We start from the raw sequence: 25548 nt of genomic DNA, 5'->3' as shown, positions 1-25548 counted from the left end.
CCCTCAGCATGACGGGTCAGCCTTTTTTAAACCGTGAAAGGTGTGATGATGAATTGATGCGGCTTTTATGTAAGCATGTCTTCATTTCCGTCTGTTCCGCCGCTATCGTCTATTCGGCACTAAAACTGTCTCCCGAATCCCTCTTGCAAACCATCCTGTTTTTCGCTTTCCCTCTCGGCTTGTTTACGGACATGGTCCGGCTGAAACTGAAGATTGGCCGGATGCATACGCTGATCACGAAGTGCTGTCTCTATGCCGCCGTTTTCTATATTTCAACGGAAGCCGCTCTCTCCGCAATTGTGACGTATGTTCTGATTGAATGCGCCGTCACCTCTTTTCAGCGTCTGTCTGCCGCTCCCGGTTCTTCCCGGACGCCGTATGAAGATGCCGCAGAGCGGGGACGCTAAAGACAAAAAGGAGCATATGCACATGATCAGCATACCATCTTCACTTGAAGGGCAATCGTTTTTACTCCGCGAACTGGAACAGGTGATGAAACCGATCGGTTATACCATCGGAGGCGGCTGGGAGTATGACCGCGGGTTCTTTGATTACAAAATTTCCGATCAGGACGGCTATTTATTTCTCCGTATCCCTGTTGAAGCAAATAAGGGACACCTGGATGAACGGGGGGCCGCCGTTACAATCGGCACACCCTTTTTGCTGAGGCACGTTTATCAGCAGGAAACGGATGATGCAGCAGGCGGCGGTGTTTTTGAGTCATTATTCAACCAATTCTCCGAGCCGAAACGGCGGGATGCGGCAATTGACCGCTCATATACAGATATCGGCATCTCGCTTGTAAAAGAGCTGGAAGACGTCCTGCTGCATTAAAGAGCCAAAAACAGATCAGTATCGAGCACCTGGTATGACAGGGGAGGGGTCAGCATCGGCCCCTCTTCTTTTTGTATGCCGATGATCGTGGTATTCCGTCTGAGATAATAGAGCGCGCAGTCATGATAAGATGAGCCCTTTAGTTCCTCGGGGACGGGAATGATGCGCACCTTTTTCTCCAGCGTCAGATCTGACAGCGTTTGCGGTTTGGCAAGCTGCAGCTTGACCCGGTAATGCTCAAACATCACCCGGCTCGACAGGCGTGATGTGCACAGAATCTTATTGGCTCCTGCGCGCTCGGCGTTTTTGACATACCGTTCCGTTAAAATTTCTACGATACAATAAACAGACGGATGCAGCCCTTTGATGGCGAGAAGCGTTAATACCGACAGCATATCAGCTTCGGATTCATTTTTCTGCTGGTCCGCTGTCAGAATGACGGTATCAGCTTCCGTAATATTCGCCTTATTGAGCGTGCTGTCATCAGCGGCATGTCCGCGGATGAAATGGACGTTTTCAATAAGCGGCCCTTCCCTTAATGAATCATCAATCAGGACGACAGTTTTTGACGGTGCGATGTGCTGCAGCTCTTTCAGCAGCATATGCGATTTTTCGTTCCATCCGATAAGAATGACGTGCCCCTTGCCTTTAAAGGCGACCTTCCCTTCGACATAGCGGTGCTGTTTGCTGAACACGGCTGAAGAAAGCGTGGCGAAATAGGCGGTCACAAAACTCGCTCCGCTTAATACAAGCACCATGCCGGCAATCTGCCCGAGCGGCGTCTGCGGAACGTAATCGCCGTAGCCGACTGTGGCCACCGTAATGACCGCCCACCAAACCCCTTCAAACACAGACGTGAATTGCTTCGGTTCGAGCATGTAAATGAGTTGGCCGAACAATAAAATCAAGGCGATAATGATCAGCCCGATCCGAACATATAACGGCCATCTCAGCCAGGAAATAAAAATACGGTTTGATTTCATTCGTCCGGCTCTTCTTTCGACAGAGAGATGGATAAAATCTGCTTAATAATGGTGTTTAGTTTTTCGTCCAGCTGTTCCTGGCCGTATGAGTCACGCGCATGTCTGATTAAATCGGCCGTCTCATCTTCAAACTGAATGAGAGGTTCGTCGTTTTCCGATTCATTATAGAGCTGGATGAAGGCGTCAAGCCCTTCGTTCATTCTGTCTATCGCATTGCTCAGCTGTTCTTTCTCGCCATTTGTCACTTTCATGTCGATCACACCTGTATCTTTTTTTATACAGTATGTCCCAGTTCATTTGATGTCTTTCAAAAATCGCCGAAAACATATTCACCCTTATTTTTTCATATGATAAAGAAAGCGGACCGAAAAAGGGTGAGTCAAATGACAGTCATTCAAAAACTGCTGGCGGCGCTGGCCGGAGCGCAGCTGCTCGCTTCGGCGGCCGTATTGCTTATTTTCGATTTGAATGGATACAATCACATGTCCGGCGGATTTTCATGGCTTGTTTTTGCAAAAGAGACCGCAGGCACGTTTCCGTTTTACATCGGAATGGCCGGGTGTATCCTCATCATGCTCGGAGGGTTGATTCCTGTCAGAAAAAAGAAGCGGATTTCTGTACAGGAAAGCGGGCAATCATTAAAATAATATATAAGCAGATCGTACGATATAAGAGAAAAAGGAAGAGGATAATATGCTGTTTATCTTTTTAACAATTGCTGCATTGGGTTTGTCGTTTTGGGCACAATTTAAAGTGAAAAGCAATTTTCAGAAATACTCAGACGTGGAAGCCTCCAGTCAGCGGACGGGGGCGGAAACGGCAAGACGGATTCTTGATATTAACGGTTTATATGATGTGCCGGTAGAACCGGTAAGAGGCACTTTAACAGACCATTACGACCCGACGGAGCGGGTGGTGCGTTTATCTGAGCCGGTATATTACGGCCGCTCCATTTCCGCCATTTCCGTCGCTTCCCATGAAGTCGGACACGCTTTGCAGCATCAGGAATCATACGGCGCGCTTGTGCTGAGGCACAAAATTTTTCCGGTCGTCAATTTTGCCTCCGGGGTCGCCCCTCTGCTTTTCTTGGGCGGGATGCTCCTGGGCAGCTTGAACTTAATCGGACTCGGCATTATTTTGTTTTCGGCCGCTGTTTTTTTCCAGCTTGTCACACTGCCTGTCGAGTTTAATGCCAGCGCGAGGGCGAAGCGGATTATCGTGTCGGAAGGATTCATTCGCAACAGTGAAGAACACGGCGTGAATAAAGTGCTGAACGCCGCCGCGCTGACGTATGTGGCTGCGGCGCTCGTTTCATTATTCGAGCTGCTTCGTTTTGTGATGATTTTCTTAAATGGTCGTGATGAGAATTAACACGAAGGAGGTGGCCCCTTACCGTTTGCGGTAGGGGTTTTTTTGCTTATATTAAAACTGATTCTCATTATGCTGTTAATCGGATTAACGGCCATCTTTGTCGCTGCGGAATTTGCGATTGTCAAAATCCGCGGTTCAAAAATTGCGGAGCTGGTTGAAACCGGAGACAGCCGGGCGCTCGCGGCGCACAGGGTGATTTCAAATCTCGATGAATATTTATCAGCGTGCCAGCTCGGCATTACGATTACGGCGCTCGGACTCGGCTGGCTCGGTGAACCGACGATTCAGCGGCTTCTTCATCCTGTTTTCAGCCTGATCGGAATGCCGTCATCTATTACGCACGTCGTCACGTTTATTGCGGCGTTTATCGCCGTCACGTATCTGCACGTCGTCATCGGAGAGCTTGCGCCGAAAACGATATCCATTCAAAAAGCCGAAGCTGTCAGTCTGTGGACGGCGAAACCGCTCATTCTGTTTTATAAAGTGATGTATCCGTTTATTAAGCTGTTAAACGGCTCAGCCGGATTTTTGGTCAAGCTGTTCGGTTTTCATTCGGTGAAAGAACATGAGGTCGTGGTCAGTGAAGAAGAATTGCGGCTGATTTTGTCCGAAAGCTATAAAAAAGGTCAAATCAATCAATCTGAATTCCGTTACGTCAATAAAATATTTGAATTCGATAACCGGGTCGCCAGAGAAATCATGGTGCCGCGCACCGAAATCGCCGTCATCTCGCTTGAACAGTCAGTTGATGAAGCCATACATTTGATCATCAACGAACGGTATACGCGATATCCGGTTATTAAGGAAGACAAAGATCACATTCTCGGCATTATTAACAATAAGGATTTATTTAAAGCGTATTTTCTCGGCCGCTCCATTGAATTAAAAGAAATGATGCGTCCGGTCATCAGAGTCATTGAAAGCATCCCCGTTCAGGAGCTTTTGATCCGCATGCAGAAGGAGCGGATTCATATGGCGATTCTCGTTGACGAATACGGCGGCACGGCGGGACTTGTGACCGTCGAAGACATATTGGAGGAAATCGTCGGGGAAATCCGTGATGAATATGACCAGGATGAAATGCCCCACATCGTCAAAAAAGGCGAACACCATTATGTGATGGACGGCAAGGCGCTCATAGAAGAGGTGAATGATCTCCTTGATATCGCCATCGAAAATGAAGACATTGACACGATTGCCGGCTGGCTCTTAACACAAAAAATGGAGCTGAAAAATGGTGATGTGTTTCATGCCGAAGGGTGTGAATTTAAGGTGCTGGAAGCGGAAGACCATCATATCCGCTTCGTTGAGATTAAAAAAACTGATTTCTGAGCCTCCTGCTTTTGCAATGAGGCTTTTTTTATGGAAAAAATGCTTCTTCGTCCCGCTCCTTCATATGCTGTAAAGAAAGGAGTGTCGGTATGAAAACGGATTGGTGGAAAACGGCGGCCGTCTATCAAATTTATCCCCGAAGCTTTATGGATTCGAACGGGGACGGAATCGGCGATATTAACGGCATCAGAGCAAAGCTTCATTACATAAAAGAGTTGGGGGCGGATGTGATCTGGCTTTGTCCCGTTTTTGACTCGCCGGGCGCGGACAACGGCTACGATATTCGGAATTATAAACAAATTGCCGGCGAATTCGGGACGATGAAGGATTTTGACCGGCTCCTTGCGGATGTCCATGCGCTCGGCATGAAGCTGATTATAGACCTCGTCATTAACCATACAAGCGATGAACACCCTTGGTTTATCGAATCACGCTCAGCGAAAGATTCCGAAAAACGGGACTGGTACATCTGGAGAGACGGAAAAAACGGCAAAGAGCCGAATAATTGGGAAAGCATTTTCGGCGGATCGGCGTGGGAATATGATCAAGAGACCGGCCAGTATTACCTGCACCTGTTTGACAAAAAACAGCCTGATTTAAATTGGGAAAACGAAGCGATGAGGCAGTCCGTTTATGAGATGGTTCGCTGGTGGCTTGATAAAGGCATAGACGGCTTCCGGGTGGATGCCATTTCTCACATTAAGAAAAAAGAAGGGCTCCCTGACATGCCGAACCCGGACGGTCTCCCGTACGTCCCGTCTTTCCCGTATCATATGAATGGGGAAGGCATAATGGATCTCTTAAAAGAGCTGAAGCGGGAAACATTTTCGCGCTATCCGATCATGACGGTCGGCGAGGCGAACGGAGTGGCGGCTTGGGAGGCGGCTGATTGGGCCGGTGAAGAAAACGGCGTCTTTCAAATGATTTTTCAATTTGAACATCTCGGCCTCTGGGATACGGAAGATGATCAAAGCATCTCCATTCCGGCGCTTAAGCGCGTCTTGTCCGGCTGGCAGTACAGCCTTGAAGGAAAGGGCTGGAATGCGTTATTTATGGAAAATCACGACCAGCCCCGTTCCGTTTCGGTATGGGGTGACGAACGGTTTTTGACAGAAAGCGCCAAGGCACTCGCCGTGATGTATATGCTGATGAAAGGCACGCCGTTTATTTACCAGGGACAGGAGCTCGGCATGACCAATGTTTCGTTCCCATCCATTGAAGATTATGATGACGCCGCAATTAAATATCTGTATGAAAAAGAGACGTCCCGCGGCGTTCCGCATGAACAAGTGATGAAGATCATCTGGAAGAAGGGCCGGGATAATTCACGGACACCGATGCAATGGAGCGGTGAGGCGAACGGCGGGTTTTCTGATGCTTCTCCGTGGCTCGGAGTGAATCCGAACCACACATGGCTGAACGCTGCATCACAATTGCAGGATGAAACATCCGTATACCATTTCTACAAACGGCTGCTCGCCCTCAGAAAAGAACACGGCGTATTGATCAGCGGCACATATGAATTGCTGCTTCCGAATGACCGGCAGATTTATGCCTATCTAAGAAAAAACGGAACAAAAACCGCCCTGATCATCACCAATCTGTCCCGAACCCCCGCTTTATACAGGCATCCCGGATATCCGCTTGACTCCGATTCTCTCGTGCTTGCAAACGCGGAAACAGAATCGCACCGCCATGTGACATCCTTCCTCTTAAAGCCTTATGAGGCACGCGTATATATATGGTGAAAAACTTCAGTCCCGAGGCTGAAGTTTTTTGTGATCTGCGTTTATCATCGCGATCCGACAGGAAAAGACAAATACAGAAACGAATATGGGAAAGGAAGAGAAAAAGAAAGGAGCCATTCATATGCTGAAAAAATTGCAGATTCAAACAAACAAAAGGGATGAAATGATCGACATCACACATGAAGCCGAATCGTTTCTCCGCGAAACAGGCGTAAAAAACGGTTTGGCGCTCATATACTGTCCCCATACCACCGCCGGCATTACCATCAATGAAAATGCCGACCCGGATGTGAAGAGGGATATGCTCAGAAGGTTTGATGAAATATATCCGTGGGAGCACGAACTGGACCGGCATATGGAGGGAAATACGGCGGCACATATGAAAGCGAGTACAACCGGCGCCTCTCAGCATGTCATCATAGAAGACGGGCGCCTGATACTCGGAACATGGCAGGGCGTTTATTTTTGCGAATTTGACGGTCCGCGAAACAGAACATGTTATATCAAAATACTGGCTGAAACGGAGGAAAACAAATGAGTGAGTGGATGAGTCCGTTATCATTAACAAAGCCCGTCATTCAGGCCCCGATGGCCGGCGGGCTGGTCACGCCGCGTCTGGCTTCGGCGGTATCAAATGAAGGGGCGCTCGGAAGCCTCGCTTCAGGATACGTCAGCCCGCAAGCGCTTGAAAAACAGCTTATCGAGATGAAAGAGCTGACGGACCGCTCCTTTCAAGTAAATCTTTTCGTCCCGGAAGAAAGACAGATGCCTGAGGCGGAACTTGTTGAAAAATGGAAAGCCCGTATTCCGAGGGCAAAAGACGCCAAGCCGTTCTCTGATCTGAAAGAAGAATGGAATGATTTCGAGGAAAAAGCGGAGCTTCTGATCCGTTACGGAGTCAAAGCGTGTTCATTCACCTTCGGCCTGCCGCCGGAAAAAACGGCGGAAAAGCTGAAGGAAAGCGGTTGTTTCCTTTTCGGCACGGCGACAACGCCGGAGGAAGCGAAGGCTTTTGAAGAACGGGGAATGGACGCCGTTATCCTTCAGGGAATAGAAGCCGGCGGGCATCGCGGGTCGTTTCTGCCGGTTAAAGGAGAACCGGCTCTCGGCCTTATGGCGCTGATTCCGCAGGCTAAAGACACGCTGAATATCCCGGTGATTGCGGCAGGCGGCATTTTTGACCGCCGCGGGGTGCAGGCGGCCCGATGTTTGGGTGCGGACGGCGTTCAAGTAGGAACACCGTTTCTCCTTTGTGAAGAAAGCAGCGCCTCACCGGCATATCAAAAAGTCATTGCCGAATCAAAAGGAGCCGATACGCGGCTGACCACCCTGTTTTCAGGAAAACAGGCGCGGGGAATCGTGAATCAGTTCATGAAAACATATGAAGCTGACGAGGGAAAAACGCTGCCTTATCCGCTGCATAATACGCTGACAAAGCCGATGCGCGGGCACGCGGCTCAATCAGGAGACGCGGAGCATATGTCTTTATGGGCAGGCCAGTCCGCCGCGAAACTTGAGGGGCCGACAGACGTGAAAACCGTTTTGGACAGATTGTGCGAATCATAATCCAGAAATCGTGAGGTGATGGATGATGAAGATTCTTCAAATGTCCTATAAAAAAAGAGGGACTATTGAGTTTGTCTTTGAAGATTTTCCGCATTCCAAAGTCACCATGGCGCCGATTAAAGGATATTACTTTGTCCGCGCCATTAAATGGAGCAGACGGGACAGAGCCGTCACCCGCCATGATTTAGAGAAGTTTGAATGGGCTGCAAACCAAGCGCTCGGCACGACGGCTTTTTACCGGAAAAGAAAAGCATTTCACATCCCATCGTCACAATGACAGACGATGGGATTGTTTTAATGCATGATCTGATAAAGCGCGGGTGCATCAAGCCTTGTTGCCTGGTTAAGCAGATAAGCCGGCTGCACGGCATTTTTTTTTCTTAAAGAATTCAATCTCTGGATGATTTGTTCAGCGGTCAGAATCCCGAGACCGTGGGCGAAATATTGATCATTCCCAATCACAATGACATTTTCTCCCCGCCACTGAGCCTTTGCAGGGTTAAAATCAGGATTTTTAAAATATAAACAGTCTCCCCGTAAAAAGTGGCTGCCGGTTTCCGTGTAGATCGGCAGATGCTCATAGTGCCAGTCATACAAAGTGATATCCCGGAAACGCCGGTTAAACCGTTCTTCACCGATTGTCTTTAAGACGGCCAGATAATAAATCACAACAATGGCGGTAGCGCATTCAAATGCGTAAAACGCCCCGTTTTCAATAATATCCCGAATCGCTTTTGAAGCGGGAATCCTGTACTTCAGCTCCAGGGCTCCTTCCGGCGTCAGTCTCCAATAAGCCGTATTTCCGTATGTTTTGGCGAAAGTTGCAAATTTCACACCTGATCCGTGCAGTTCTCTTGCGGCTTCCACAATATGGCGGCGCAGCCGCACCTCGAACATCAGTTCAGCAATCGACCCGTAATCGAATTGTACGGGAGAATTGAGCAGTTCATTTATATACGGAACAAGGCTTTCTTCCGTCTGCCAGTTCGCGATGTCCTGAGGCCGAAGCACTTGGCCGGATATGATAATCATCTGCGCGCCCCCTATCTTTTTTTATAAGGTATGCAGGAAGCTTGGGCAATGAAAATCAAGTGATAAAAAAGGAGGAAATGTTAACAAAATGTGAAGACTGAGCCGATATATAAGGTATCACACTTGAGGGAGCAGCTTAATATGAAAAAATTCATTAATTGGTGCACAAAGGCATCGATTTCACGGAAATTAATCATTTCATTTATCGTGATCTTAATCATACCGATTCTCGTGTTAGAATTCAGTTCATACCATACGGCGAGCAATTCGCTGGATGATCAGATTTCAGGCAACGCGAAAAATAACATCGAATCTTTTAACACAACGATTACAAATGATATCGGCGCAAAAGCAAAGGCGATTGAATTTTTCAGTGAAACGTTAAAAGGATCATCCTTCTCAAAGAAAAACATGTCTGCTCTTGAAGAAAAGTTCGGGCAATACACGTCTATTCATAAGGACGTAGCCCGCATTTACGGAGGTACGGAAGACGGCAGCTACGCACAGGCGCCGAAAGAAAATACTCCGGCCGATTACGATCCGAGAACACGCACTTGGTATAAAGACGCTGTGAAGGCCGGCGGCACGCTCGTTGTCACCGACCCTTACACCGCGGCAAGCGACGGCAGCATGGTCATTACCGTGGCAAAGCAGATGCAGGACGGAACAGGCGTAGTGGCCATGGATATTACGATTGACCAGCTGCTGAAGCAGATGCAGGGAATCAAAATCGGGCAAAAAGGATTCGTGTTTATCACGTCCAAAAATAAAACCTATGTCGCGCATAAAGACCACAAACCGGGCGATAAAGTTTCAACCCCGTGGCTGAATGAGGTATACAGCAAAGACAGCGGCATTATTTCATACAAGCTCGATGATCAAAATAAAAAAATGGCATTTACGACAAATAAACTGACCGGGTGGAAAATAGAGGGGAGCATGGAGCTCAACGAAATTAAAGACGCCTCACAACCGGTGCTGACGATGGGGATGATTGTCCTTGCAGCATCTATTATCATCGGGGGAATTTTAATTCTGTTGATTGTCAGATCCATTACGTCACCGCTGAAACGGCTTGTCCGCTCTTCTAAACAAATCAGCGGCGGAGACTTGACTGAAACCATTGATATCCGCTCGAAAGATGAATTGGGCGAACTCGGCGCGAGCTTTAATGAAATGGGAGAATCTCTGCGCGGACTGATCAGCGCGATCCAAAACTCTGTCGATAACGTGGCCGCGTCATCGGAAGAGCTGACCGCTTCAGCTTCTCAGACAAGCAAAGCGACGGAACATATTACAATGGCGATTGAGCAGTTTTCAAACGGGAACGAAGAGCAAAGCGAAAAAGTCGATTCAAGCTCAGCCAAGCTGAATCATATAAATGACGGACTCGCCGCCGTTTCCCGCACATCATCATCCATTACGGAGGCATCTAAACAATCGAAGGAAGCTGCCGGCACCGGGGAAGAATATGTGCAGCAAACCGTCGGGCAGATGAATCTCATCAATCAATCGGTCCAGCAGGCGGAAGCGGTTGTAAAAGGCCTTGAGGCCAAATCAAAAGACATTACTCATATTTTAAGAGTCATCAACGGTATTGCCGATCAGACAAACCTGCTTGCATTAAATGCAGCCATTGAAGCGGCAAGAGCCGGTGAATACGGGCGGGGCTTCTCAGTAGTAGCCGAAGAAGTGAGAAAGCTTGCCGTCCAATCCGCCGGTTCTGCCAAAGAGATTGAAAAACTCATTCAGGAAATCACGGCTGAAATTAATACTTCGCTTCACATGTTCACCTCCGTTAATGAAGAAGTGCAATCAGGACTTGCCGTAACGGACCGCACGAAAGAAAGCTTCCAGAATATCTTCGGCATGACGAACGACATCGCCGAAAAACTGCAATCAATGAACGGCACGGTTGAACAGCTGTCAGACAGCTCTCAGCACGTTTCAGCCGCAGTGACCGATATTGCGGACGTATCACGGGAAAGCGCAGCAAGCATTCAGGATATTGCCGCATCCGCAGAAGAACAGCTTGCATCAATGGAAGAAATCAGCACATCCGCCGATACTTTGGCGCAAATGGCCGAAGAACTGCGGGAATTAACGAAACAATTTAAAATCAACTAGTAAAAAAGGACGCTTTCCAGGTGGAAGGCGTCCTTTTTTATAGTGACAGCCGGATAATTAAATAAAAAGTCTTGCATACAAAGGGAGTACATAGAACTATTTTTCATTTATGACTTAATTTTCAATGTAATAAAAAGGGAGTCGGCCGATATAAACAGTAAATGATTGAAAGAGGTTTACAAAATTGAAAAAAACAGCAAAAAAAACCGCCAGAAAATCAATAGCCAAAAAACTTATCATTTCATTTTTACTGATCTTAATTATTCCGGTAGCAGTATTGGCCGCCGGCGCCTACCGTTCGGCGGCTTCATCCGTTGAAAAGCAAATGATGGAAAGCGCCGAAGGAAATGTGCAAATCTTAAACAATATGATTGATGACCGGATCGGAATGTTTACAAAAAGCTCTGCATATTTCAGCGAATGGGCGACAAGCGCTAAATTTAAAGAAAAAAACCAAACGGAAATGCAAGAAAGGTTCAAACAGTTTATTGAAAGCAATGATAAAGCGTCCGCCATATTTTCAAGCAGCAAGGAAGGAACGTTTACCCGTTATCCGCATGCCGATATGCCGGCCGATTTCAATCCGCTTGAAAGAAGCTGGTATCAGGAAGCCATGGAGAATAAAGGCCAAACCATCATCACGGACCCTTATGAGTCCATCTCAAACAAAAAGATGGTCGTCACCATGGCCCGCGCGGCGCAAGACGGATCAGGCGTCGTGGCCATTGATATAAAAATCGACGATCTCATCACGATGACAAAAGAAGTGAACATCGGAAAAGAAGGATACGCCTTTATCCTCAGCAAAAATAAAAAAGCCGTTGCCTACAGTGATGAAAAAGCCGGCGCGGCGGTATCGGGAAAATGGGTTGATACATTATACAGCGGGCAAAAAGGCGACTATGAATATACGCTGAACGGGAAAGCGAAAAAAATGGCGTACGTGACCAATGAAGCGACGGGCTGGAAGATCAGCGGAACCATGTCCGTGGATGAAATCAAGGATGCGGCAAGACCGGTTCTGACTCTGGCCGTTATCATATTGGCGATAGCCGTTGCCGCAGGGATGATTTTCATTTATTTTGTCATCCGCTCAATTACCAAACCGTTAAAACGTCTCGTAGCTTCAGCGGAAAAAATCAGCAGCGGAGATCTGACGGAAACCATTGATGTCAGCTCTCAAGATGAGCTCGGCGTGCTCGGTAAAAGTTTTAATCATATGACAGATTCACTCCGTTCGCTTATTCAGGGAATTCAGGACTCTGTTGAACATGTCGCTTCTTCCTCAGAGGAGCTGACGGCTTCGGCTGAGCAGACGAGCAAAGCAACGGAACATATCACCCTTGCGATTGAACAGTTTTCTAATGGAACGGAAGACCAAAGTGAGAGTATTGATAAAGCGACAGCACAAGTGAATGAGATGAAAGACGGGCTCAGCGATCTGGCGGAAGCGGCAGCCGTTGTGACGGAAACTTCAATTGAATCGGCGGAGATATCCGGCGCCGGTGAGCGGCTTGTCAAGAAAACAGCCGGCCAGATGGGCGCCATTGACCAATCCGTAAGTAAAGCGGAGCAAGTCGTACAAGGGCTTGAACTCAAATCGCAGGACATCACCAGCATTTTGCGCGTCATTAACGGCATTGCCGATCAAACGAATCTCCTTGCTTTAAATGCAGCCATTGAAGCGGCAAGAGCGGGAGAATACGGACGCGGTTTTTCAGTTGTTGCCGAAGAAGTGAGAAAGCTTGCCGTCCAATCCGCCGATTCAGCGAAAGAAATCGAATCCTTAATTCATGAAATCGTCAAAGAAATTCATACTTCGCTCGGAATGCTGGAATCCGTCAATCACGAGGTGAAAAGCGGACTTCAGTTAACGGACGAAACGGAAAAAAGCTTCCGGGACATTTCCGCCAAAACAAGTCAGATTGCCGGTGAACTGCAAAATATGAATGCAACCGTGGAACAGCTTTCTGCCGGATCTCAGGAAGTATCAAACGCTTCAGAGGATATCGCGGCAGTCTCCAGACAAAGCGCGGCCGGCATTCAGGACATCGCGGCTTCAGCTGAAGAGCAGCTTGCGTCCATGGAGGAGATCAGTTCCTCAGCCGTCACGCTGGAAAAAATGGCGGAAGAATTACGCGAACTGACAAAGCGTTTTAAGATAAACTCTTAATTAAGTCTAAAAGACTAATTTTGCAATAGGTAAAAAGTATGTTTCGTTATATTTCTTCTTTTTGGATGTGTATATTTACCCATAATTGCCGATATGAAGGGTAAACACGCAAGAGGAGATATAGCAGATGAAAAAAATTGTGCAAATCATCAAGCAGAGATCGCTTACAAGAAAACTGCTCATTTCTTTTTTGGCCATTCTCATTCTTCCTATTTCAACGCTGGCTTTTATCGCCTATCAATCGGCGGTAAGTACGCTTGACAGGCAGATGATGGGAAGCGCATTAGATAATGTGCAGCAGATTAATGATATGATCAACACAAGCATCAGCCAAAAGGAAGACGGAACGGCATATTTCAGCGACTGGCTCACAAAGGATCGGTACAAGCCGAAAAACCAATCGCAAATTACCGATAAATTCACAGAGTACATGAAGATTAATAAAGACGTGGAATCCATCTATACGAGTGACACGGAAGGACATTTCACACGGTATCCGGATCTGCAGATGCCTAAAGGATATAATCCGCTTGAAAGAGACTGGTATAAAAAGGCCGTGGAAAATAAGGGGAAAGTTGTTGTAACAGATCCTTACCGCACGGCTTCCACCAATACGATGGTCGTGACGGTCGTTCAGCAGACGAAAGACGGCTCAGGGGTCGTCGCCATCAATATGAAAATCGATGAGCTTCTGAAAACGACAAAGAAAGTGAACATCGGAAAATCAGGCTACGCTTTTATCCTGACGAAAGACAAAAAAGTGGTCGCCCACCCGAACCGTGCGTCAGGCACAGTATTAAACGGGGAGTGGGCTGAACAGCTGTTCACCAGCAAAAAAGGTGATTTTCAATACAAATACGACGGCCAGGAAAAGAAAATGGCTTATGATACGAACGGGCTGACAGGCTGGAAGATTACCGGAACAATGTATCTGGACGAAATTCATGAAGCGGCCCTGCCGATCCTTCATCTGTCCCTGCTCGTTCTCGTATTAGCGATTGTCATCGGAACCATCGTCATGGTGCTGATTATCCGTTCAATCACAAAACCGCTCAAGCAGCTTGTGACATCATCGAAACAGATCAGTGAAGGCGACTTAACAGAAACGATCGAAATTCAGTCAAAAGATGAATTAGGCGAGCTGGGCAAAAGCTTTAACAATATGGCCGCTTCACTCAGGTCTCTCATCCATGCCATTCAGGATTCCGTGAATAACGTCGCATCTTCCTCAGAAGAGCTGACGGCTTCAGCGGAGCAGACAAGCAAGGCAACGGAACATATCACACTGGCGATCGAACAATTTTCTAACGGAAATGAAAGCCAAAGTGAAAATATCGAAAGCGCGGCGGAACATATTTATCAAATGAACAGCGGGCTTAAAGATATGGCGAAAGCATCTGCCGTCATTACCGAATCCTCCGCCACATCAGCGGAAGTCGCCAATTCAGGCGGAAAGCTCGTCCACCAGACGGTCGGCCAAATGAACGTCATTGACCGGTCAGTGAAAGAAGCTGAACAAGTGGTGCGCGGACTTGAAACAAAATCAAAAGACATTACAAACATTCTCGGTGTCATTAACGGAATCGCTGATCAGACAAACCTTCTTGCGCTGAACGCGGCAATTGAAGCCGCGCGTGCGGGTGAATACGGCCGGGGCTTCTCAGTCGTCGCCGAAGAGGTCAGAAAACTTGCGGTCCAGTCTGCCGATTCAGCGAAAGAAATCGAAAGCTTAATTATAGAAATCGTCAACGAAATCAATACATCTCTCGGCATGTTCCAATCCGTCAACAAAGAGGTGGAGAGCGGACTGGATATTACGAATCAGACCGAAACGAGCTTCAAACGGATTTCTGAAATGACGAACCAGATCGCCGGAGAAATTCAAAATATGAATGCGACGGTAGAACAGCTGACAGCAGGATCACAGCAGATTTCAGGAGCTTCTGAGCAAATCGCGTCCATCGCAAAAGAAAGCTCCGCCAGCATTCAGGATATCGCGGCCTCTGCCGAAGAACAGCTGGCTTCAATGGAAGAAATCAGTTCGTCTTCGGAAACGTTATCCCAAATGGCGGAAGAATTACGTGATATGACGAAACGATTTAAAATAGATTAATAGATCATAGAACACCCAAATGTGCTGTTTGGGTGTTTTTTTTAGTTTTTTTAATAAATCTTTTGTCCTATCTGACGATATTAGATTTAGCTTTTCAAAGAAGGAGACTGAAAAAATGAAACAACTGATACATTGGATCAAACAGCCATCCATCAGCAAGCCGCTGATCGCGGCATTTTTAGCCGTATTGGTGCTTCCGGTCGGCATACTCGCCTACTTCAGCTACCAAACGGCGGGGAGTACATTAGAAAGCGAACTGACCCACAGCGCCCAGGGAAATGTCAGTGAACTGAACAGCGTGCTGGAAAACATGCTTGAGGGTAAGCTGAAAGCGATTGACTACTACAGCGAATCAATCACAAAGGAAAAACTGAACACGAAAAATAAATCGGTACTGCTCGACAATATGAAGCAGTATGTCACCGTAAATGGCGATGTCGCGTCAATTTACGCCGCGTCTCGCGACAAAGCGTTCGTGAAATATCCGTCCGCTGACATGCCGTCCGATTATAATCCGCTCACGCGCGAGTGGTATACAAAGGCGGTTGAAAAAAGCGGACAGCCGGTGTTTACCGAGCCTTATAAAGACGCTGCAACCGGACAGACGGTCGTTACGATTGCCCAGCAGACAAAAGACGGATCAGGCGTTGTGGCGCTTGATATTAATCTGGGCGACCTGCTGAACGCTTCCGAACGCGTCCAGATCGGTCATAAAGGATTTGCCTTCATTACAACGGGGGATAAAAAATACATCGCCCATCCGACTATAAAAGCGGGAACGGAAGGCTCCGGAGAGTGGACGAAAGAAGTATTTTCCAAATCAAGCGGATCGTTTGAATACATGTTTGAAGGACAGCAGAAGAAAATGGCCTTCACGACAAACAAACTGACGGGCTGGAAAATCGCCGGCACATTTTTTGTCAGTGAGATCCATGACGCAGCCTCGCCTGTCATGAAAATGGCGCTGATCATCCTGGCGGTTTCTCTTATCGTCGGCGGTATTTTAATCTTCTTTATCATTCGCTCGATTGCAAAACCGCTCAAAAAACTTGTCTCGACATCAGCTAAAATCAGTGACGGCGATTTAACGGAAGTCATTGACATCAAGTCAAAAAATGAATTCGGGCAGCTCAGCCAAAGCTTCAATGAGATGTCGGCATCACTCCGGTCTGTCATCGGCGTCATCCAATCATCCGTCGAACATGTCGCTTCTTCATCCGAAGAGCTGACGGCATCCGCCGGACAGACAAGCAAGGCGACAGAGCATATTACTCTGGCGATTGAACAATTCTCAAACGGAAACGAATCACAAAGCGAGAAATTGGAAGAAAGTGCCGATCACCTTTCCCAAATGAATGCCGGCATTGCCGAGACGGCGAATGTATCGGCGGAAATCACTGAATCCGCCATCCAAACCTCTGAAACGGCCGGAAGCGGAGAAGAATTAGTGGCGAAAACGGTCGGCCAGATGAAAACAATTGATCGTTCCGTACAGCAGGCGGAAGCCGTCGTAAAAGGGCTGGAAACGAAGTCGCACGACATTAAGAGCATTCTGAACGTTATTAACGGCATTGCCGATCAAACAAATCTGCTTGCCTTAAACGCGGCCATTGAAGCGGCAAGAGCAGGCGAATACGGGCGGGGCTTCTCCGTCGTTGCGGAAGAAGTGAGGAAGCTTGCCGTACAATCAGCCGGATCCGCAAAGGAAATCGAAACGCTGATTCAGGAAATCGTCAAAGAAATCGCCACATCGCTTTCCGTATTCCAAGCGGTGAATCAAGATGTGAAGGAAGGCCTCGATATTACGGATCAAACGGCCGAAAGCTTCAAAAAAATCTCAGAAATGACGACTCAGATTTCAGGCGCCTTGCAGCATATGAACGGAACGCTTGAGCAGCTTGCAGCCGGGTCGCAAAATGTGACAAACGCAGTGGAGGACATTACCTCAGTCGCCAAAGAAGGGTCCGCCGGCATTCAAGACATCGCCGCCTCAGCTGAAGAGCAGCTGGCCTCCATGGAAGAAATCAGTTCATCCGCCGAAACGCTTGCGCATATGGCTGAAGAACTGCAGCAGGTCACACGGAAATTTACGATTCAGTCTGAAGACGAAGAACAGCTGTAACGAGCTGTTTCTTTTCCTCATCTGAAAAAAGCGATACACTAATATAAAAGAAGGGAGTGGCAGTGATGAGATTAGAAGGCAAAAAAGTCATAGCGCTTGTCAGTGACGATTTTGAAGACTTAGAGCTTTGGTATCCCGTCTACCGGCTGAGAGAGGAAGGCGCGATCGTTCATTTAATAGGAGAAGAAGCGGGCCGTTCATACAAAGGAAAATACGGCGTGCCCGCGACGGCGGATTACGATTTTAAGAGCCTGATTATTCAGGAGTATGATGCCGTGCTCGTGCCTGGCGGCTGGGCTCCTGACAAACTGCGAAGATATCCCGAAGTTTTGGACATCATCCGTACGATGAACGAGCAGAAAAAGCCGATCGGCCAGATCTGCCATGCGGGCTGGGTGCTTATATCTGCCGGAATTCTTGCAGGAAAAAAAGTAACGAGCACGCCCGGCATCAAAGACGACATGACAAATGCAGGGGCACAGTGGCTGGATGAAGCTGTCGTAACTGACGGCCACATTGTATCAAGCCGCCGCCCGCCCGACCTTCCGCAGTATGCAAAAGCGTTTGCTGACCTGTTAGCGTCCAAATAAAAAACATCCGCCCGAATCCGGGCGGATGTTTTTAGTTTTGATCGGCGGGAAAGACGATTCCGATTTGTTTTCTCGCTTCTTCCATAATGCTTGCCGTAAGGAAAGAGCGTTCAAATGTATTTTCGGAAGACTCCCGCTGTCCGTTTCGAAGAAGATTGATGAATTCAGCCGTTTCGTAGTACATCGACGGTTTCAGATCAGGGACTGAAATGTCTTCCGTCCGTCCGTCACGATAGCGGATTTCCGCCCGTTCCGGTCCGTGAATGCTGTCCAGAACGATCGTGCCGTCTTCCCCCTGAATTTCCGCGGGGGCAAACGAATTTGAGATTTTCGAATGCATCAGCACCGCTTCAAATCCGTCGTATGACAGAATGACCGTGCCTTCGCCGTCAACGCCGGATGCTAGTTTATGACCGGTCGCAATGACGTTTTTCGGTTTGCCGAACAGGACGACGGCCGGATAAATGCAGTACACGCCTATGTCCATTAACGAACCGTTCGATAATTCAGGCTTAAACGCGTTAAGCACCGTACCGTTTTTATATGCATCATATCGTGATGAATATTGGCAGTAGCTTGCCGTGAATCTCCTGACGGATCCGATTTTATGTAAGTGGTTTTGAAGCATGCTGAAGTTCGGCAGGAACGTCGTTTTCATGGCTTCCATCAAGAGAACGCCGTTCGTTTTGGCTGCGTGAATCATTTCATCCGTTTCCCTTGCGTTAGACGCAAACGGTTTTTCGCATAGTACATGCTTGCCGTGTTCCATAAAAAGGACCGCCTGCTCTTTGTGAAATGCATTCGGGCTGGCGAGATACACCGCGTCATAGGCTTTGCTTTCCGCCATTTCTTTCAGGCTGGTGAAATAATGAGCAGCGCCGTGTTTGCCGGCGAATTCCGCCCCACGTTCCTCAGTTCTGGAATAAACCGCCGTTAATTGAAAATCATCAATAGCAGAAGCCGCCTCCAGAAATCGTTCTGTAATCCAATTCGTTCCGACTGTTGCAAATCGAATCATTGCTATCGCTCCTTCTATGTATTGGCTTACATTATAGCTTTTTTTCTGAGAAACATAAATGGAAAAAAGGCTGCCAGCTAAACGGATAGGAAAAATTCCCATAGAGACCGGTTATTATTTTTCATTACAGGAACGATAGTGTACAATTTAAGTAAAATACATATGATGGAGGAACAATAGTGGAAACATTGCAAACATGGGGCGGCAGATTTAAACAGTTTTTCTTAGACAATAAATTTGTCTTGTTTTTGCTTGTATTGCTGCTCATCGGTCTCAATATCCTTGTCTTTATGAAGACATCATTTATTTTCACACCCATTATCGTCCTGCTCAAAACGATTGCGCTCCCCGTCATTTTGACAGGAATTGTTTATTATCTGCTTAATCCGATCGTAGATATATTGGAAAAAATAAGAGTGAAAAGAGTCTATTCCATCCTGCTCCTTTACCTCATTATTATAGGGCTGATTTCGATTACGGTCGTTTCAATTATTCCGTTTTTAAAGGAACAGATCATGAGCCTGATCGACAACCTGCCGAAATATGTGGACATCGTTGAAGATCAGACGAAAAGCCTGATCGGAAGCGATTTTGTAAATCAGGCGCAAAAGACGATGAATATCAACATTTCCGATCTTGCCAATAAAGTATCGGCGCAGGCGGCGACAATTGCAAACAGCACATTTACCGGAGTCGGGAATTTTATCGGCGCGCTGACTGAAGTGATTATTTCAATTGTGACCGTGCCGTTTATTCTGTTCTATTTGCTGAAAGACGGCAAAAAACTGCCGATCTATATCTTAAAGTTTGTGCCCACCCGTCTGAAAGAACAAACGTATACGATGCTGAGTGAAATGAACCACAGATTAAGCTCCTATATCAGAGGACAGGTCATCGTCAGCTTCTGCATCGGGTTTTTATTATTTATCGGCTATCTGATTATCGGACTTGATTATGCGTCACTGCTTGCGGTCATTGCCGCTTGTACGAGCGTTGTTCCGTATTTAGGGCCGACCATTGCTATCACGCCGGCGATTATTATCGCGTTGGTCACTTCGCCCTTTATGCTGCTGAAGCTTGCGATTGTCTGGACCGTTGTCCAGCTCGTGGAAGGGAAATTAATTTCGCCGCAGATCATGGGGAAAAATCTTCACATTCACCCGATTACCATCATCTTTGTTCTTTTAACCGCCGGAAAGCTGTTCGGGGTTGTCGGCATTATTTTAGCCATCCCGGGGTATGCGGTCATCAAAGTGGTCACGACCCATCTGTTTGATTGGTTCAAAATGCGCTCGCATTTATATGAAGAAGAAAAAAATGATGCTGTATCGAAGTCATAAAATCGGAACGGACATGATATTTATTATAAGACAGGCTTTCCTTCAAAGGAGAGCTTCTCTTTTGTAAATGATGAATGAAGGGAAGAATGGGATGACACTATGGGAGATGTTCACAGCAGCCGTTTTGGGAATCGTGGAAGGGCTGACGGAGTACGCGCCGGTTTCTTCCACGGGACATATGATCATAGCGGATGACATCTGGCTGAAATCCGGAAGCCTGATGAATCCGGAAGCCGCCAATTCCTTCAAAGTGGTGATTCAGCTCGGTTCGATTCTGGCGGTGGCCATTGTGTTTAAGGATCGGATATTACATTTACTCGGCCTCAAAAAAAACGTCACGCGCGATCAGCAGAAGGGATACAGGCTGACCATCGCGCAAATCGCCGTCGGTCTTGTCCCGGCGGCGGTGCTCGGCTTTTTATTTGAGGATTTCATTGACCGCTATTTATTCTCCGTCAGAACGGTCGCTTACGGATTAATTGCCGGAGCCGTGCTTATGCTTATAGCGGACTGGATCAATAAAAGGAAAGAAACGATCGATACGGTGGACAGAATCACCTACAAACAGGCTTTCTGTGTCGGATTATTCCAGTGTCTCGCCTTATGGCCCGGATTTTCCCGATCAGGCTCAACGATTGCCGGAGGTGTTATTGTCGGCTTGAATCACCGGGCAGCCGCAGACTTCACATTTATTATGGCGATTCCGATTATGGCGGGCGCAAGCCTTCTGAAGCTGGTGAAATACTGGAGCAGTCTTTCTTATGACATGATTCCGTTTTTTCTTGTCGGCTTTATCTGCGCCTTTGTCGTCGCCCTCTTAGTCGTCAAGTTTTTTCTTCGGCTCATTAACCGGATTAAGCTTGTCCCGTTCGCCATTTACCGTGTCATCCTCGGCATCATTTTAATCATGCTCGTGCGATAAACGAAGAGGCCCCCCGGAGGGTCTTCTTTTTATGTTCGAAAAACGTCTCAGGAAAATATGAGCAAACTGAATTTTCTGCTTGAAATTCATAGAAGAGTCGTCTATAATAAAACATGACGTTACAGCACGGGGCCATAGCTCAGCTGGGAGAGCGCTACGCTGGCAGCGTAGAGGTCAGGGGTTCGAGCCCCCTTGGCTCCATACCTTTAAACCCTTATTCTATAAGGGTTTTTTTGTTTGTCAGGAACAGAGCCAACAGCCCCAAAAAGCAATTGGGGACAATTTGGGGACGAAAAATTTATTTTGAGGAAGTTTAGTTGCTTTTCGCCTTCAATTAGGCTCGAAGAAGCCGCCTTTAAAGGCGGCTTTGTTGTTTATCAATTTTCTTTCGGAGCAATCTTTGCTACTGGAGCACCACATAGCAGGAAGAATGCAAATACTGCTGGTGGGGAAATTGCTAAACCTATAGTTCCTAGAAATCCTACAACAGTCAGCCACTCGCCCTTTTCAATGGCTTTTTGAACTTGATTCAAAGCACCTTTACTTAAGTTAAGTGCATCCTCTAAACATCCTTGAACACTACTGATTTGGGCATCCGTATAATTATATTCCTTATTCATATAATTAGCGAAAGCGATCATGCCCTCCTTTTGAGCAGGAGGATAAGGAGATTTTTCAAGCTCATCTTCTTTGACTGTATAGCCGGTCTCTTTGTCAAAAACTAGAATTTTAGTAAAGATGTGCTCAACTTCTGCAACAGATTTTTCAATTTGTTCTTCAGTTAAGCCGTCTAAACCGTCCTTAGGATTCAATTGTGCTGCTGAAGCTGCTGGTGCTGGTGCTATTGTCGCGATAGCCAGAAAGAAAACCGACGCCAGAAAAAGCAATCTTTTCAACATTATAACTCCCCCTTTTGGAAAATTGTACAAGCAACTAAACAATAACTTACTTTTTTCCAAATAAGGGTGCATTTATCTAGTTTTAATCTGTTTAGACAGGATAAGTCAAATATCGACAAAAAAGATTATGACCACAAATTCAAAGCAAGAAACGAAAGACCCCAAGCTAATATACCGAACATCACAGAGAACCTAAGACAAGCTTCAAATTTTGTAAGCCCTCGCTCTCTTTTTGTTTTACCTAATTTCCAATAAATAGCATATCCTGAGAACACCAAAATGAGTACTCCGAGTCGTGTCATATTTTCTAAAAATTCTATACCATCCATTGATTTTCACCTCGTTTATTTATGAGAAAAAAATAAAGTAGACTTGTAGAGAGTCTACTTATAAACGCTATCCCAAAGTACACATTTTCATACAACTTAAAACATTTGAGTGATAAGTAAGGCTCATTTTAAATGACACATCCTTAATCCCTCCCATTTATATTCCCCATACATTAGTTTTATTATCGCAAATAGAATGGATGTTTCCAACAGTTATGTGAAAATAAGCAATCTGGCAACTGCAAACAAATTGCGGTTTTTTTCGTCCAAACATATTATGGAAATGTTAGAATATTATATAAAAGGAGGAGTGGCCTTGTGAGTTCTGTTTTACCATCATCGGAGGTTGGCGTTAAGATTAATGAATGGTACAAAATGATACGTCAGTTCAGTGTTCCGGATGCGGAGATTTTGAAAGCGGAAGTGGAATAAGAAATAAATGAGATGGAAGAAGACGAGTATCTACTGATTTACTACACCCTCATGAAATTCCGCCATCAGCTCATGCTGGATTATTTAGAACCGGTGACTACCCGTGTGAGACCGACAATTGACGAGCTGCTGGAAAAAATCGAAGCATCAAATAAAGGAATTTCCGGCCTGCTGTGCTATTACTCTTTATTTTTCCGCGGCATGTATGAATTTGATCAAAAGCAGTATGTAAAGGCGATCGGCTTTTATAGAGAGGCTGAAAAACAACTCGTTCATGTGCATAATGAAATTGAGAGAGCGGAATTTCATTTTAAACTGGCTGAAGCATATTACGGTATGAAACAAAGTCACGTCTCTATGCATCACGCAAAGCAAGCACTCGATATTTACGATCAGTATGAGTTGTATAAAGTCCGGAAAATTCAATGTCTATTCGTCATCTCTGGGAATTATGTTGACTTTAAACGCTTTGAAAAAAGTTTGCCTCATTTAGAAAAAGCTTTAGAGTTGTCGAAACAAGTAAACAATAATGAAAGGCTGCTCAGTTCTGCTTATTACAACATAGGAAAGAATTACGGAGACCTAGAAGAATACAGTAAAGCTGAAATCTACTTAAAAAAAGCAGCGGAGATATCTGAAAAGTATAAATTGGGTAACCTTCCGCATTCCTTGTTTACATACGCAAAGCTTCTATTTAAACAAGGGAAAACAAGCGAGGCGATTCAAATCAGTAAAAAGGGACTTTCATCAGCGATATATCAAGGGGATAAGCTGTTTGAATCTCTGCAAAAATATTTGGAGGCTTTATATATTAATGCAATAGACCAATTGGGAATCAAAAAAACAATTGATTACCTTGAGAAAAATAAAAACTATTCGTATGTAGAAGATATTGCTCTTGATACGGCTGCTGTTTATGCAGAATCAAAGCAATATGACAAATCTTATTTTTATCATCAAAAAATGATTCAAACGCAAAAACAAATTCAGAGGGGAGAATGCCTGTATGAATTTTAGAAAAGGCGTATTTATCATTGTATCGGCTGTTGTTTTAATGTCAGGGGCCGGTCTAACGGCATCGTCTGTTTCATTTGATGGATCTTATCAAGTTTCATCTGATCGTAATCAAACCTAAGAAGGAGAGTGCCAGTATGAAAAAAAGCATCTTCATTATTTTGGGTCTGTCGTTATCTTTAGTATGTGGATTGGGTATGAACTCAGTGGAAAAAACACATGATACCTTTCAAACTGCTTCAGATCGCCTTCAAACTTGAACAGCTTAAGCCTTTTCTTCGGAAAAGGCTTTTTTCCTTTCTTCATTATATTGTTTCAAAACATCCACTTGTTTTTATGCTTATCCCACTTCAGCACACACTGCCTCATGAGGTTCTTCACTGCTTCCCGGATAGCGCGTTTATCCTTGCCGGTTTTTCTCTTCAATTCATCCAAGGAGGGGTTTTTCCTGAATTGGATCTAAAGATAATCCGGTACACTTTTCGTTCAAAATCAGTCATTTGATCATCTCTTAACTTCATAAGTCTCAACGGATAAAAGAGAATCAAATACAATAATGTATCCCCCTTTAAGTCCTTTACACGAAATTCCTTCCGTAGGTAGTCCCGTAATGAACTGCGCAGATAACCTCGCGTATGTATCCGCCGTCATAAAGCTCGAACGATAATTCTATGCTAATATTTAAAAAATATGGCACTCAATATTTATAAGTTCAATTTTCTTTTCAATTTATCAATTTAATGGAGGGAAAATAGAAAGGAGAGAAATGAGAAAGTATTTTGGGCTCGTGTCGCTTATCATCCTTTTATTCGCATTGTGTTTCCTGCCTCATATTCATTGGGCGCTTGGAATCCTAGGAATTGTCGTGGGGAGTATTCTAGCAATCAAATCGCCTAAAGGAATTGCAAAGAATATTTCTTTTGTTATCCTAGCACTTTGTTTACTTTTACTATTATTATTGATTGTGATGGGCGTTTTGATGGCAGGTCTAGTGGAAAATTAACCTTTAATTTATTATCCTATTTGGGGACCAGCTTATTCATTTTTAGCCAAATAAAAGATTAGGGTTTGAAACAAAACGTCTGTTCCTATCAGAAAAGCATCTCCACACCGGCAGCGTAGAGGTCAGGGGTTCGAGCCCCCTTGGCTCCATACCTTTAAACCCTTATTCTATAAATAAGGGTTTTTTTGTTTTTTCATCTTCTGCAGCAGCCTCTGTGTTCCGCTTCATTTCTAACAACTCAAAAAAAAGGAAAGAGAGAAAATGAAAAAGAAAATCTATCTTATATTATCTCTGTCAGCTGCACTGGCACTTCTTTTAACAGCGCTCCCGGCTCTTTCTCCTGTCATCTTCACGTCTGCTTCAGAAAAAGGAGCCATCAGGCATGACATTTATAAAAAAGGATATCCGTATCAAAGCTACTTTGCGATTCTTCAAAAAGAAGAAGGAGGCGGAGAGGCCGGGAACCTTTATTATGTAAATTGGTTCAATTGGAAAGATGAAACCGGACAGACGCCGCACGTATGTTATTCAAAAAAATCGTCCGAAGGCGAGTACAAAGTAAGCTGCGGAACCGGACCGTAATGATCAAGAGCCCCTCTG

The 25548-nt window shown here is 45.8% G+C and carries 23 protein-coding genes, 1 tRNA gene and 5 pseudogenes; 22 read left to right on the top strand and 7 right to left on the bottom strand.

The annotated features are described in order from the left end of the window. Positions 1–8 precede the first annotated feature (8 nt). The gene (locus AC2CGA_RS06845; RefSeq protein WP_014305700.1) at positions 9–407 is read left to right on the top strand and encodes a hypothetical protein; all 399 of its coding nucleotides are present in this window, start codon (positions 9–11) and stop codon (positions 405–407) included. 22 nt (positions 408–429) lie between these two features. Further along, positions 430–834 (top strand): YugN-like family protein, encoded by a 405-nt coding sequence (locus AC2CGA_RS06840; RefSeq protein WP_003152121.1) that lies wholly within the window; start codon positions 430–432, stop codon positions 832–834. Here AC2CGA_RS06840 and AC2CGA_RS06835 read toward each other — a convergent pair. Together AC2CGA_RS06835 and AC2CGA_RS06830 are read right to left on the bottom strand one after the other, a co-directional pair. Then, positions 831–1817 carry a potassium channel family protein gene (locus AC2CGA_RS06835; RefSeq protein ID WP_024085731.1) on the bottom strand — a complete coding sequence of 329 codons (987 nt, stop codon included), beginning with the start codon at positions 1815–1817 and terminating at the stop codon, positions 831–833. The two genes, AC2CGA_RS06840 and AC2CGA_RS06835, sit on opposite strands and share 4 nt — an antisense overlap. Continuing rightward, positions 1814–2068, bottom strand: coding sequence for a protein mistic (locus AC2CGA_RS06830; RefSeq protein WP_003152123.1), 255 nt, complete (start codon positions 2066–2068; stop codon positions 1814–1816). Before AC2CGA_RS06830 ends, AC2CGA_RS06835 begins: the two co-directional genes overlap by 4 nt. A 132-nt stretch (positions 2069–2200) precedes the next feature. On the opposite strand from AC2CGA_RS06830, the gene AC2CGA_RS06825 reads away from it, so the two are divergent. The 7 genes from AC2CGA_RS06825 to AC2CGA_RS06795 all read left to right on the top strand — a co-directional run bounded on the left by AC2CGA_RS06825 (position 2201) and on the right by AC2CGA_RS06795 (position 8111). Then, a complete protein-coding gene (locus AC2CGA_RS06825) occupies positions 2201–2464 on the top strand; it encodes a YuzI family membrane protein (protein WP_014305698.1) in 264 nt (87 codons plus the stop codon). Between the two features lie 46 nt (positions 2465–2510). Next, a complete protein-coding gene (locus tag AC2CGA_RS06820) occupies positions 2511–3188 on the top strand; it encodes a zinc metallopeptidase (RefSeq protein WP_003152125.1) in 678 nt (225 codons plus the stop codon). A gap of 42 nt (positions 3189–3230) precedes the next feature. Beyond that, complete coding sequence (locus AC2CGA_RS06815; protein WP_014305697.1) at positions 3231–4520, top strand: hemolysin family protein; 1290 nt, start codon at positions 3231–3233, stop codon at positions 4518–4520. 89 nt (positions 4521–4609) lie between these two features. After that, entirely contained in the window at positions 4610–6268 is a 1659-nt protein-coding gene (locus AC2CGA_RS06810; protein WP_484480151.1) for a glycoside hydrolase family 13 protein, read from the top strand. Between the two features lie 121 nt (positions 6269–6389). Further along, the gene (locus AC2CGA_RS06805) at positions 6390–6806 is read left to right on the top strand and encodes a secondary thiamine-phosphate synthase enzyme YjbQ (RefSeq protein ID WP_095315446.1); all 417 of its coding nucleotides are present in this window, start codon (positions 6390–6392) and stop codon (positions 6804–6806) included. Then, positions 6803–7834: an NAD(P)H-dependent flavin oxidoreductase gene (locus AC2CGA_RS06800; RefSeq protein WP_095315435.1), complete on the top strand. Its 1032-nt coding sequence runs from the start codon at positions 6803–6805 to the stop codon at positions 7832–7834. The genes AC2CGA_RS06805 and AC2CGA_RS06800 overlap by 4 nt, the downstream gene beginning before the upstream one ends. Before the next feature lie 25 nt (positions 7835–7859). After that, on the top strand, positions 7860–8111 hold the full coding sequence (locus tag AC2CGA_RS06795; RefSeq protein WP_014305693.1) for a hypothetical protein: 252 nt from the start codon (positions 7860–7862) through the stop codon (positions 8109–8111). Between the two features lie 17 nt (positions 8112–8128). Here the strand turns inward: AC2CGA_RS06795 and AC2CGA_RS06790 are convergent, their stop codons facing one another. Then, positions 8129–8866, bottom strand: a complete 738-nt coding sequence (locus tag AC2CGA_RS06790) for a protein-glutamine gamma-glutamyltransferase (RefSeq protein WP_095315434.1) — start codon at positions 8864–8866, stop codon at positions 8129–8131. Between the two features lie 141 nt (positions 8867–9007). Here AC2CGA_RS06790 and AC2CGA_RS06785 point away from each other — a divergent pair, with 141 nt between their 5' ends. From AC2CGA_RS06785 to AC2CGA_RS06750, 8 genes and pseudogenes are all read left to right on the top strand, one after another. Further along, on the top strand, positions 9008–10993 hold the full coding sequence (locus AC2CGA_RS06785; RefSeq protein ID WP_003152135.1) for a methyl-accepting chemotaxis protein: 1986 nt from the start codon (positions 9008–9010) through the stop codon (positions 10991–10993). 184 nt (positions 10994–11177) lie between these two features. Then, positions 11178–12218: pseudogene (locus AC2CGA_RS06780) on the top strand (cache domain-containing protein); the annotation flags it as partial. After that, complete coding sequence (locus tag AC2CGA_RS06775) at positions 12213–13166, top strand: methyl-accepting chemotaxis protein (protein ID WP_370648488.1); 954 nt, start codon at positions 12213–12215, stop codon at positions 13164–13166. The pseudogene AC2CGA_RS06780 and the gene AC2CGA_RS06775, both read left to right, overlap by 6 nt. A gap of 127 nt (positions 13167–13293) precedes the next feature. Then, positions 13294–14334, top strand: a pseudogene (locus AC2CGA_RS06770) (cache domain-containing protein); the annotation flags it as partial. After that, a complete protein-coding gene (locus tag AC2CGA_RS06765) occupies positions 14329–15279 on the top strand; it encodes a methyl-accepting chemotaxis protein (RefSeq protein ID WP_409363010.1) in 951 nt (316 codons plus the stop codon). The pseudogene AC2CGA_RS06770 and the gene AC2CGA_RS06765, both read left to right, overlap by 6 nt. Positions 15280–15298: 19 nt before the next feature. Next, a pseudogene (locus tag AC2CGA_RS06760) lies at positions 15299–16435 on the top strand (HAMP domain-containing protein); the annotation flags it as partial. Then, positions 16430–17401, top strand: coding sequence for a methyl-accepting chemotaxis protein (locus AC2CGA_RS06755; RefSeq protein ID WP_369719118.1), 972 nt, complete (start codon positions 16430–16432; stop codon positions 17399–17401). The pseudogene AC2CGA_RS06760 and the gene AC2CGA_RS06755, both read left to right, overlap by 6 nt. A 65-nt stretch (positions 17402–17466) precedes the next feature. Beyond that, the gene (locus AC2CGA_RS06750) at positions 17467–17991 is read left to right on the top strand and encodes a type 1 glutamine amidotransferase domain-containing protein (protein WP_003152143.1); all 525 of its coding nucleotides are present in this window, start codon (positions 17467–17469) and stop codon (positions 17989–17991) included. 31 nt (positions 17992–18022) lie between these two features. On the opposite strand, the gene AC2CGA_RS06745 is transcribed toward AC2CGA_RS06750, so the two are convergent. After that, complete coding sequence (locus tag AC2CGA_RS06745) at positions 18023–19009, bottom strand: Gfo/Idh/MocA family protein (protein WP_095315432.1); 987 nt, start codon at positions 19007–19009, stop codon at positions 18023–18025. Positions 19010–19188: 179 nt separating this feature from the next. Between AC2CGA_RS06745 and AC2CGA_RS06740 the strand changes: the two genes are divergently transcribed. From AC2CGA_RS06740 to AC2CGA_RS06730, 3 genes are all read left to right on the top strand, one after another. Beyond that, positions 19189–20349: an AI-2E family transporter gene (locus tag AC2CGA_RS06740; protein WP_003152148.1), complete on the top strand. Its 1161-nt coding sequence runs from the start codon at positions 19189–19191 to the stop codon at positions 20347–20349. A 91-nt stretch (positions 20350–20440) separates the two neighbouring features. Then, positions 20441–21271, top strand: coding sequence for an undecaprenyl-diphosphate phosphatase (locus AC2CGA_RS06735; RefSeq protein ID WP_007613337.1), 831 nt, complete (start codon positions 20441–20443; stop codon positions 21269–21271). Between the two features lie 128 nt (positions 21272–21399). Further along, a tRNA-Ala gene (locus AC2CGA_RS06730) sits at positions 21400–21472 on the top strand. Between the two features lie 176 nt (positions 21473–21648). Here the strand turns inward: AC2CGA_RS06730 and AC2CGA_RS06725 are convergent. Then, positions 21649–22170: a hypothetical protein gene (locus tag AC2CGA_RS06725; RefSeq protein WP_046560004.1), complete on the bottom strand. Its 522-nt coding sequence runs from the start codon at positions 22168–22170 to the stop codon at positions 21649–21651. A gap of 125 nt (positions 22171–22295) precedes the next feature. Beyond that, a complete protein-coding gene (locus AC2CGA_RS06720; protein WP_046560003.1) occupies positions 22296–22499 on the bottom strand; it encodes a hypothetical protein in 204 nt (67 codons plus the stop codon). A gap of 318 nt (positions 22500–22817) precedes the next feature. Between AC2CGA_RS06720 and AC2CGA_RS06715 the strand changes: the two are divergent. Beyond that, positions 22818–23948: pseudogene (locus tag AC2CGA_RS06715) on the top strand (response regulator aspartate phosphatase). A gap of 312 nt (positions 23949–24260) precedes the next feature. Here AC2CGA_RS06715 and AC2CGA_RS06710 read toward each other — a convergent pair. Next, positions 24261–24445, bottom strand: a pseudogene (locus tag AC2CGA_RS06710) (hypothetical protein). 764 nt (positions 24446–25209) lie between these two features. Between AC2CGA_RS06710 and AC2CGA_RS06705 the strand changes: the two are divergent. After that, positions 25210–25530, top strand: coding sequence for a hypothetical protein (locus AC2CGA_RS06705; RefSeq protein ID WP_014305649.1), 321 nt, complete (start codon positions 25210–25212; stop codon positions 25528–25530). The last annotated feature ends 18 nt before the right edge of the window (positions 25531–25548 follow it).

It is taken from the genome of Bacillus sp. SYZHCR11 (genome assembly GCF_057196865.1).
This window is presented reverse-complemented; position numbering and strand designations above follow the sequence as displayed.